At 71.2% G+C, this 9,873-nt stretch carries 11 protein-coding genes; 1 reads left to right on the top strand and 10 read right to left on the bottom strand.

Translation table 11 applies throughout. The features are described 5' to 3' along the window. Positions 1 to 293: isocitrate/isopropylmalate family dehydrogenase (locus ACWD4G_RS45385; protein WP_451304578.1), on the bottom strand; the 293-nt coding region annotated here is incomplete at its 3' end. A 22-nt stretch (positions 294 to 315) separates the two neighbouring features. After that, the gene (locus tag ACWD4G_RS45390) at positions 316 to 1,719 is read right to left on the bottom strand and encodes a 2-hydroxycarboxylate transporter family protein (protein ID WP_451304580.1); all 1,404 of its coding nucleotides are present in this window, start codon (positions 1,717 to 1,719) and stop codon (positions 316 to 318) included. Between the two features lie 224 nt (positions 1,720 to 1,943). Here ACWD4G_RS45390 and ACWD4G_RS45395 point away from each other — a divergent pair, with 224 nt between their 5' ends. After that, complete coding sequence (locus ACWD4G_RS45395; RefSeq protein WP_451304582.1) at positions 1,944 to 2,810, top strand: amidohydrolase family protein; 867 nt, start codon at positions 1,944 to 1,946, stop codon at positions 2,808 to 2,810. On the opposite strand, the gene ACWD4G_RS45400 is transcribed toward ACWD4G_RS45395, so the two are convergent. The 8 genes from ACWD4G_RS45400 to ACWD4G_RS45435 form a co-directional block, all read right to left on the bottom strand. After that, positions 2,811 to 3,911, bottom strand: a complete 1,101-nt coding sequence (locus ACWD4G_RS45400) for a DUF475 domain-containing protein (RefSeq protein WP_451304584.1) — start codon at positions 3,909 to 3,911, stop codon at positions 2,811 to 2,813. Between the two features lie 8 nt (positions 3,912 to 3,919). Then, positions 3,920 to 4,399 carry a ribonuclease E activity regulator RraA gene (rraA, locus tag ACWD4G_RS45405; protein ID WP_451304586.1) on the bottom strand — a complete coding sequence of 160 codons (480 nt, stop codon included), beginning with the start codon at positions 4,397 to 4,399 and terminating at the stop codon, positions 3,920 to 3,922. A gap of 37 nt (positions 4,400 to 4,436) precedes the next feature. After that, positions 4,437 to 5,072, bottom strand: a complete 636-nt coding sequence (gene otnC / locus ACWD4G_RS45410; protein WP_451304596.1) for a 3-oxo-tetronate 4-phosphate decarboxylase — start codon at positions 5,070 to 5,072, stop codon at positions 4,437 to 4,439. 5 nt (positions 5,073 to 5,077) lie between these two features. After that, a complete protein-coding gene (otnK, locus tag ACWD4G_RS45415) occupies positions 5,078 to 6,340 on the bottom strand; it encodes a 3-oxo-tetronate kinase (protein ID WP_451304588.1) in 1,263 nt (420 codons plus the stop codon). Positions 6,341 to 6,650: 310 nt separating this feature from the next. Further along, positions 6,651 to 7,454 (bottom strand): isocitrate/isopropylmalate dehydrogenase family protein, encoded by an 804-nt coding sequence (locus ACWD4G_RS45420; RefSeq protein WP_451304598.1) that lies wholly within the window; start codon positions 7,452 to 7,454, stop codon positions 6,651 to 6,653. A 332-nt stretch (positions 7,455 to 7,786) separates the two neighbouring features. Beyond that, on the bottom strand, positions 7,787 to 8,752 hold the full coding sequence (locus tag ACWD4G_RS45425; protein WP_451304590.1) for a zinc-binding dehydrogenase: 966 nt from the start codon (positions 8,750 to 8,752) through the stop codon (positions 7,787 to 7,789). 49 nt (positions 8,753 to 8,801) lie between these two features. Then, complete coding sequence (locus ACWD4G_RS45430; RefSeq protein ID WP_451304592.1) at positions 8,802 to 9,443, bottom strand: TetR/AcrR family transcriptional regulator; 642 nt, start codon at positions 9,441 to 9,443, stop codon at positions 8,802 to 8,804. Next, on the bottom strand, positions 9,440 to 9,873 hold a 434-nt coding region (locus ACWD4G_RS45435; protein WP_451304594.1), incomplete at its 5' end, for a cytochrome P450. The genes ACWD4G_RS45430 and ACWD4G_RS45435, both read right to left, overlap by 4 nt.

Consider the following 9,873-nt stretch of genomic DNA (forward strand, 5'->3'; position numbering starts at 1 on the left):
TAGAGCTGGAAGACGGTGCGCAGTTCGGCCGAGGGGTTGATGCCGCCCTCGGCGCGCGGCGGGTAGTCGTAGTGCGAGACGGGGCCGAGCAGCACACCGTCCGCCTGCGGGACGCGCTCCAGTACGGCTTCCGGCAGTGTGGACCCGGAGGCGGCCAGCGAGGCGAGGCCGATGTCGTGGGTCTCGTAGGACAGGTCCAGGCCGAGCTGCTTGTCGGCGGCCTTGAGCACGTCGAGGGTGGCCGCGGTGATCTCGGGGCCGATGCCGTCGCCGGGCAGTACCAGGATGTTCACTGAGTTCCTTCCTAGAGGTGGGTCACAGACCCACGGAGTGAGCGGCGACAAGGGCCAGGGTGACGGTGATGCCACCGCCGATACGGGTGGCGATCTGCGCGAACGGCATCAGCCGCATCCGGTCCGCCGCCGTCAGGATCGCGATGTCTCCCGCGCCGCCCATACCGCTGTGCGTGCCCGCCACGAGGGCGCCCTCGACGGGGTGCAGCTTGACCCAGCGGGAGACCACGAACCCGGTGCCGACCATCGCGCACACCGTCGCCACGCACGTCACCAGGGGAGCGGGTGAGAAGCCCTTGACCAGCGTCTCCCACGGGGTCTGCGTGGCGCTGAAGGTGAACAGCATCGGGAACGCCATGGCGGCCAGGCAGAAGTCGTAGACGAAACGCGAGCCCTGCTGGAGGCGGGGAGTGACCCCGCGGAGCAGCTTGAGGAGGACGGCGAGGGCCAGCATCACCACGGGAGCGGGCCAGTCGAGCAGACCGTTGGCGAGGACGCCCGCCAGGTACAGGGTGACGGCGGTGATGCCGGCCGCCGCGACCTGCTGCACGGTCACCGCGACCCGGCCGCCGGATCTGGCCTCGGCCTCGTCGAGCAGGTCGGGGCCCGCCCCGGCGTCCAGCCGGCCGTTGCCGGTCAGATCCGGACGGCGCCTGCCCAGATAGCTCAGGAGCCCCGCGAGGAGGATGGCGGTGAGGTTGCCCACGAACACCGCCGGCAGGACCCGGGCGAGCAGCTCGCCCTGCGAGACGGCGACGATGCTCGCGTAACCGATGGTCAGCGGGATCGCGCCCTCGCCGACACCGCCGGCCATGATCGGTACCACGACGAAGAACACGGTGTGCTTGAGGCCGAGGCCGGTCGCCGTGCCGACCGCCGTCCCCACCGCCAGCGCGACCACACTGCCCGCCAGGAGCGGCACGAAGATCTTCGCGAAACCCCGGATCAGCACGGTGCGGTCCATACTGAGGATGCTGCCGACGATCACGAAGGCGATGAACAGGCTCAGCACCTTGGTGTCGGAGAAGAACCCGCCGATCGACTCCACCGCCGCGTCCGGGATCAGCCCCTGGTATGCCAGGTAGGAGGGCACGATCGTCACGAAGATCGCGGCCCCGCCGATGCTGCGCACCACCGGCAGCCGCTTGCCGGTCTCGGCCAGCGCGAAGGCGAACACCGCCATGATCCCGATGACCACCGCGAGTTCGCCGGAGATGTGATCTGTGGCGGTGAGGGCGGCGATCAGCGCGGCCAGCGCGAGGAACACCGGCAGCGGAACGATCCCGATGTCGAGATCCATCCAGCGGTGCCACAACGGCCTCGCGGGGCGGGCCGACGGGGTACCGGCGGCCTTCGGCCCGTCGGGGCCGGACACGGTGGACGGCGGAGGTTCGGCGGAACTCGCGAAGCTTGCGATGTCGGACATACGGGGTCCCTACGGCGGCTCAGGGAAGAGGGGAGTACGGCGGTTCCGGATCGGTGAAGCGGTGGTTCCGGACCGCCCGGTGGCGAGTGATCGCCTACGGAGAACCAAGCGGAGAGTCAGTGGAGCGCCGCGCCCCGGCGTGCCACTGCTACGGACACGTTAAGCAGTAGTTTGGTTTTTTGGAAGACTGTTGTACCAAAAAGTTGCGGGCTACTGTCCGAGGCATGCAAAGCCCCGCTCCCACCCTCCCCCAGAACGCCTGCGACACCCACGTCCACCTCTTCGGACCCGCCGACCGCTACCCGTACGCCGCCTCCCGCAGCTACCTGCCGCCGGACGCGCTCCCCGCCGACCTGGCCGCCTTCCACCGCGGGCTCGGCATCACGCGTACCGTGCTGGTCCAGCCCAGCCCCTACGCCACCGACAACTCCCGTCTGCTGGACGGCTTGCGGACACTGGGCGCGGCGGCCCGCGGTGTCGCCGTCATCGACCCCGACACCGACCCGGTCGAGCTGCGCGACCTGCACGCGGCGGGCGTCCGAGGGGTCCGCGTCAACCTCGGCGTGAACTCCTCCAACGACCTGGAGCGGGCGCGAGAGCGCATCCTCGGCACGGCCAGGACGATCGCCGACCTCGGCTGGCATCTCGACCTGCACATCGACGCGACGGCGCTGATCGCCCTGCGCGGACTTCTCACCGGGCTCCCCGTCCCGGTCGTACTCGACCACTTCGCCGGCATCAAACCCGCCACGGACACCTGCGCCGAGGCTCTGACGACGACGCGGGCACTGCTGGAGACCGGGCAGGCGTGGGTGAAGCTGTCCGCGCCGTACCGGGTCACGGGCAGCGGCAGCTACACCGATCTCCAGGACGTCGTCCAGGCCCTCCTCGACACCCGCGCCGACCGGGCGCTGTGGGGCTCCGACTGGCCGCACACCGGCGGAACGCCCGCCGACCGCGACCCCGACCGGATACAGCCGTACCTCACCATCGACGACGGTCTCTCGCTGACCCGCTTCGCCGAGCGGCTCGGTACGTCCCACCTGCGGCAGGTGCTGGTCGACAACCCGGAGACGCTGTACGGGTTCTGATCACGCGGCGGAGGTTTCCAGTGACGGTTCCTCCGCCGCCACGAGCGCCTTGTCGCGGCGCACGGAGGACCAGAAGGACCAGCCGATCAGGACGACGCCGATGAGTCCGGTGACGATCTCGTTGATCTGGTACTGGATGGTGACCAGGAGGATCGCGGCGAGGGCGCCGATCGCGTAGTGCGCGCCGTGTTCCAGGTAGACGTAGTCGTCGAGGGTGCCCTGGCGGACCAGGTAGACCGTCAGGGACCGGACGTACATCGCGCCGATGCCGAGGCCGAGGGCCATCAGGACGATGTCGTTGGTGATGGCGAAGGCGCCGATCACGCCGTCGAAGGAGAACGAGGCGTCCAGGACCTCCAGGTAGAGGAACATGAAGAACGCGGCCTGGCCGGCCAGCAGCACCGCGGACTTCGGCTTGCTCTCCTCCTTTTCCTCCGCTTCGTCCAGCTTGTCCTCGAAGTAGCCGGACAGGCCGCCGACCACGAGATACGTGATCAGGCCCGCGATACCGGAGACCAGGACCGTCTGGGCCTTGTCGACGTGCGCGCCGCCGTGCTGGTGGGCGTGGGTCGCGAAGGTCATCGAGGAGATGAGCAGGACGACCAGGGCGATGCAGACCGACAGCATGTCGATCTTGCCGAGCTTGGCGAGCGGGCGCTCCAGCCACGCGAGCCACTTGATGTCCCGGTCCTCGAAGATGAAGTCCAGGAAGATCATCAGCAGGAACATGCCGCCGAACGCGGCGATCGCCGGGTGGGCGTCGGTCACCAGTTCCTGGTAGCGGTCCTTGTTGTTGAGCGCGAGGTCGACCGCCTCGATCGGACCCATCTGCGCGCTGACAGCCACGATCACGACCGGGAACACCAGCCGCATGCCGAAGACGGCGATCAGGACGCCGATGGTGAGGAAGATCTTCTGCCAGAAGGCATTCATCTTCTTCAGGATTCCGGCGTTGACCACCGCGTTGTCGAAGGACAGCGAGATTTCGAGAACGGAGAGGATCGCGACGATGCCGAAGGCCTCCCACCCCCCGTAGAAGACGGCGGCGAGCAGGCCGAGCGCGGTGACCGCGAACGACCAGCCGAAGGTTTTCAGAACCACTGACTGCCTCACTGTGCGAGCGGGAGAAGGGCGATGCCGTCGTCGTCGGCGTGGAGCAGGTCGCCCGGCTGGAAGGTGACGCCGCCGAAGGTGACGGGCACGTCGACGGCCCCAGTGCCCTCCTTGCCGCTCTTGCGCGGGATGGTGCCGAGCGCCTTGATGCCGAGGTCGAGTCCGGCCAGGGCCGCGCTGTCGCGGACCGCGCCGTGCAGGATCAGACCCGCCCAGCCGCCCGCCTGGGCGGAGGCGGCGATGAGGTCGCCGACCAGGGCGGTGCGCAGGGAGGCCGCTCCGTCGACGACGAGGACATGGCCGTCGCCGCGGGTGCGCAGGAGGTCCCGCAGGAGGCCGTTGTCCTCGTGGCAGGAGACGGTGCGCACCGGGCCGGCGAAGGAGCGGCGGCCGCCGAACTGGCGGAACTGGACGTCGCAGACGCGCAGTTCGGTGCCGTACTGATCGACGAGGTCGGCGGTGGGGATGGGCTGCATCGGATGTCCTTACGGGGGTCTCGGGCCGGTCCGGCCGTCAGTGGGAGGGCGCGAGCGCGGCGGCCTGTTCGGGGGTGAGGGGGCGGGTGCGGTGGCCCTGGAGGAGGAGGTGGAGCTTGGCGGTCTCTTCGAGTTCCTCGGTGGCGTCGGCGGCCTGTTCCAGGGTGGGTGCGGCGACGACCGGGCCGTGGTTGGCGAGCAGTACGGCGTGGTGGGTGCGGGCCGTGGCTTCCGCGAGTGGTTCCAGGGCGCTGTCGCCGGGGGCGTGGTAGGGGAGCAGGGGGAGGGTGCCGACCCGCATCGCGTAGTACGCGGTCAGCGGGGGAAGGGCGTTGGCCGGGTCGGTGCCGGCGAGGCAGGAGACGGCCGCCGCGTGCGTGGAGTGCAGGTGTACGACGGCGTGGGCGTGTGGCCGGGCCCGGTAGAACGCGGCGTGCAGGAACGCCTCCTTGGTGGGGCGGGGGCCGTCGAGGTGACGGCCGTGCACGTCCGTCCGGGACAGCTCGGTGAGGGTGCCGAGGCTGGCACCCGTGGGGGTGAGCAGCAGGGTGCCGTCGGCCAGGCGGACGGAGAGGTTCCCGGTGGAGCCGTGGGTGAGGCCGCGGGTGAACAGGGAGTGGGCGGTGCGCACGATCAGCGCGCGGGCGGCCGCTTCGTCGGCGTACGGCGTCACGGGAGTCATGTGTGGTCCTTGAGAGCGCGCAGGAACAGGTCGGGGGCGCCGAAGTTGCCGGACTTGAGCATGAGGGCGAGCTCGCCGTGCCCGGTGGTGGCGTGGGTCCAGGGGACGCCGGGGTCGGCTTCCTCGCCCACGAGGACCGTGCGGATGTCCAGGGCGGTGGTGACGGCGCCGGAGGTCTCGCCGCCGGCGACCAGGAGCCGTCGTACGCCCCGCTCGACGAACCGGACGGCCAGTGCGCCCAGCAGGCCCTCCACCAGTGTCGCCGCTTCGGTCACGCCCAACTGCTGCTGTACGGCCGCGAGTTCGTCGGGTGAGGCGGAGGCGTAGACGAGCACGGGCAGATCGGAGTCCTGGGCGTCGAACCAGGCGACGGCCTCGGCCACGACGTCCCTGCCCGCTGCCGCCGCGAGCACGTCCAGGTGCAGGGACGGCAGCCCGGCGGCGTAGAACCGGGCGATCTGTTCCAGGGTGCGGGCCGAGCAGCTTCCCGCCAGTACGGCGGCGCGGCCACCGGTCGGCAGGGGTTCGGCGGGGGCGGTGCCCGCGTTCGGGTAGGCGTGGCCGAGTCCTTCGGCGAGGCCTGCCGCGCCGGTGACGACGGGCAGTTCGAGGGCGGCGGCGCCGAGGACGGCGAGGTCGTCGTCGGTGAGCGCGTCGGCGATGACGTGCCGTACGCCGTCGCGCTGGTGGGCCAGGATCGCCTCGCGGACGGCGTCCACGCCCTGGCGGACGGTGGGCAGGGCGATCAGGCCGACCCGGTGCGGACTCTGCGCGGTCAGCAGGCGTGGCAGCGAGGAGTCGGTCATCGGGTTGAGGGGGTGGTGGCGCAGGGGGGAGTCGGAGAGGAGTTGGTCGTGGACGAACAGGTGGCCCTGGTAGACGGTGCGGCCGTTGGGCGGGGAGGCCGGGCAGGCCAGGGTGACGGCGGCGCCCGCGGCGTCCAGGAGGGCGTCGGTGACGGGGCCGATGTTGCCCTTCGGGGTGGAGTCGAAGGTGGAGCAGTACTTGAAGTAGATCTGGGCCGCGCCCTTGGACCACAGCCAGCGCTGGGCGGCCAGGGACTCCTCGACGGCCTCCGCGGCAGGGGTGGAGCGGGACTTGAGGGCGATCACGGCGGCGTCGCAGTCGTCGGGGAGGGGGGTGGTGGTGTCGGGGACGCCGAAGACGAGGGCGGTGCGCAGGCCCGCGCGCCGGAAGGCGGCCGCGACGTCGGTGCCGCCGGTGAAGTCGTCGGCTATGCAGCCGATGCGCAGGGTCATGGTCGGGGTCTCCTCGGGCGTGCGGGGCGTGCGCTTCGATGTGGGTGCGGCGGGATGCCTACGGCGGCCTGTCGCGGCTGGTGGGGGTTCGCGTCGCGCACAGCTGTTGCGTCGTGGGTCGGGGCCGCGCCGGGGGGTGTCCGTCCTCGGTCGGGCGGCTCGGATTCTTGAGTGGTGGGCGGTGATGGACGCCCGCCGCTGCGGGCGGACACCCCCCGGCAAGTCCCCTGCTCGCCGTTGCGCCAGTGCGGGACGCGTCCCGCCTGGGGGGCACCGGGCGGGCGACGCGGGCGCCCGCCCGGACGTCGGGTCAGTTCTGGCCTGCGCCTGCGGCGATGGCCTTGATGACTGCGGCCGTGAACTCCGTGGTGGAGGCCGAGCCGCCCAGGTCGCGGGTGGAGATGCCGGAGGCGATGGCCTCGGCTACGCCCGATTCGATGGTCTTGGCGACTCGGGCCAGGGTCTCGTCGCCGTGCTTGGCTGCGAGCCACTCGAAGAGCATCGCGCCGGAGAGGATCATCGCTACCGGGTTGGCGATGTTCTGGCCGGCGATGTCGGGAGCGGAGCCGTGGGAGGCCTGGGCCATCGCTGTGGTCGCGGAGGCGTTGATGGAGGGGGCGGTGCCGAGCGAGCCGGAGATCTCGCCTGCGAGGTCGGAGAGGATGTCGCCGAACATGTTCTCGGTGACGATGACGTCGAAGTCCTGGGCGCGGCGGACCAGGTGGACGGTCATGGCGTCGATGTGGAAGTCGTCGACCGTCACGTCCGGGTAGTCCTGGGCTACTTCCTGGCAGACCGTGCGGAACAGGCCGGTGGTGAGCTTGAGGACGTTGGCCTTGTGGACGATCGTCAGCTTCTTGCGGCGTGAGCGGGCCAGGTCGAAGGCGACGCGGGCGACGCGCTCGGTGGCCTCGCGGGTGATGATGCCCAGCATGATCGCCGTGTCGGCGGTGGGCATGAACTCGCCGGTGCCGGCGAAGGTGTTGCGGTCGGCGTAGAAGCCCTCGGTGTTCTCGCGGACGATCACCAGGTCGGCACTGTCACACACCGCCTTCGCGCCGGGGAACGACTTGGCCGGGCGGATGTTGGCGAACAACTGGAAGTGCTTGCGCAGGGTGCCCCTTCGCCCGGCGGATTCGCGCCGCGGGCGACGGACCGCTGCTGCGCCAGGCCTTCGTCGCCCGGCCGGGCCACTGCGCCTTCACCGCCGCCGAGGCCGTCGCCTCGGTGCGGGCCGTCGACCACCGCCGAAGCACCGGCCGCTGGGACTCCGTGACGCGGCCTCGGGCCCTGAACACCGCCGCGGCCGCGACCGGCCTCGGTGAATCGGCGTTCGTCCGCTACCCGAATCCGTCCACTCGGTAGACGTACCGGACCGCGGGCGGGACCGGGCGTTGTCGGCGGTGAACGCCTTCGCGCGTACCGCCGACAACAGCGCGCGACCACTCACACGAGCAGGAGCGTCTTGCCGATCGTCTTCCTGGCTTCCATGGCGGCGTGGGCGTCCGCCGCACGCTCCAGCGGGAACGTCTGGCCGATCACCGGACGCAGCCGGCCGGCCGCGGCCTCATCGAGCGCGCTCGTCGCCAGTTCGTGCAGGTCCAAGCCCCGCTCCAGCACCTGCTGGAGGCCGAGCACGGTGACGCCCCGGGCCGCGAGCGCCGTGGTGTCCGTGTACGTGCCGTCGGCCGCGCCGGTCGGTACGAATCGTCCGCCGGCCTCGACGAGGGCGGCCGCCGCCGTGCCGATCTCGCCGCCCACGCCGTCGTACACCACGTCGACGGCCGCGCCGCCGGTGAGCGTGCGGACCTGCTCGGTCCAGTCGGGCTGCGAGTAGTTCACGGCCCGGGCCCCCGCGTCCCTTACGACGGGCAGCTTGGCGTCGCTGCCCACGGCGCCGATCACCTTCGCGCCGGCGTTCAGGGCGCGTTGCGCCAGCAGGCCGCCCAGGCCGCCGGCCGCGGCCTCGACGAGCACCCACTCGTCCGGCTTCACGGCCGCCACCCGGGAGATGGCCAGCGCGGTCGCGCCGTCGGTGAGCAGGGCCACCGCGTCGGGGGTGGACAGGGCGGCCGGGATCGCGATCACCTGGTCGGCGGCGACCACCGCCTTCTCCGCGTAGCCCCCCCGGCCGGTGGTCTGGGCGATCACCCGCCGGTGGAGCAGGCCCGGGTCGACACCCGGACCGACCTCGGTGATCACGCCGCCGATCCCGCTGCCGGGCACGTAGGGCGGGGTGGGGAGCGGCAGGGGGAGGGGAGGGCGTCCGGCCCGTATCTGGGTCTCGATGAACACCACGTTCACCGCTTCGACGTCCACCACAACCTGTCCCTCGCCGGGCTCCGGATCAGGGGCCTCGCCGGCCACCAGCACCGACGGATCTCCGAATTCGGTCAACCAGATCGCTCGCATGGGCAGTCGGGGCACGGTGCCCTCGCGGGTCCGTTGCCCCGTCCTCCTTTCACTTTCGTTCGGATGGGGCGGTACAGAGGTGGTCACTGCCCGCGGGCGGAAGGACCGGGTATCTCGTGGGAGGAGGGCGGGGCAGGGCGGCCGGTGCGGGGCGCATCCCGTCGGCGAGCAGGGCGAGGTAGCGCCGGCGGTCCGCTCCGTCCGGATCGCCGGGATGCGCGGTGGCCATGGTCATGACGATGACTGCGACCAGGTCACGCACCTCCAGTTCCGGTCGGACCGCATCGGCGTCGATCGCGCGGTCGAGCAGGACCTGCATGGAACCGAGGAAACTCTGGGCCGTCTCGTTGGCGAACGCCTGGAACTCCAGGGCCAGCGAGTGGATCCCCTGCCGCCGGACGAGCAGGTCGGTGACGGTGGTGAGCGTGTCGACGAGGTCCTGCCAGGGATCGTCGGTGCGGACCGTGGTCGCGGGCTCGACCTCGGTGACCAGGAGATGACCGAAGACGGCCCGGATGAGATGGTCGCGCGTGCGAAAGCGCCGGTAGAGCGTCATCATGCTCACCCCGGCCCGCTCGGCGATCTGTTCCAGGGTCGCCTCCGGCCCGATCTCCTCGAAGGCTTCGACCGCCGCGCCGACGATCCGTTCGTGGTTGCGGGCGGCGTCCGCCCGCAGCGGCCGTGTCTTCACCAGGTCACCCGCAGGCTGTTCAGGCCGTACACGGCACTGGCGGTCTTGAAGTCGGGCTCTTCCTCCGGGTCGGCGAGGGCCAGGCCGGGGAAGCGCTGGAGCAGCGCGGGGAAGGCGACGCGCATCTCCATCCGGGCCAGTGGTGCCCCCAGACAGTGGTGCACACCATGGCCGAACGCGAGATGGCCGATGGCTCCCCGGGTGATGTCGAGCGTGTCGGGATCGTCGAGGAAGCCGGGGTCGCGGTTGGCCGCGGGGGGCGTGAGGATCAGCAGCGAGTCCGCGGGGATGGCGTGCCCGGCGATCTCCACGTCCGTCGTGGTCGTACGGGCGACCGACGGTCCCTGGACGATGGACAGCCAGCGCAGCAGCTCCTCGACGGCGGGTTCGACCAGCGCCGGGTCCTCGCGGATCAGCGCCAGTTGCTGCG

The sequence above is a fragment of the Streptomyces sp. NPDC002643 genome (assembly GCF_053592555.1).

Coding starts and splice junctions, on each gene's coding strand:
- ACWD4G_RS45390 (WP_451304580.1), bottom strand. CDS start 1,719: ATGTCCGACATCGCAAGCTTCGCGAGTTCCGCCGAACCTCCGCCGTCC.
- ACWD4G_RS45425 (WP_451304590.1), bottom strand. CDS start 8,752: ATGCGAGCGATCTGGTTGACCGAATTCGGAGATCCGTCGGTGCTGGTG.
- otnK (WP_451304588.1), bottom strand. CDS start 6,340: ATGACCCTGCGCATCGGCTGCATAGCCGACGACTTCACCGGCGGCACC.
- rraA (WP_451304586.1), bottom strand. CDS start 4,399: ATGCAGCCCATCCCCACCGCCGACCTCGTCGATCAGTACGGCACCGAA.
- ACWD4G_RS45395 (WP_451304582.1), top strand. CDS start 1,944: ATGCAAAGCCCCGCTCCCACCCTCCCCCAGAACGCCTGCGACACCCAC.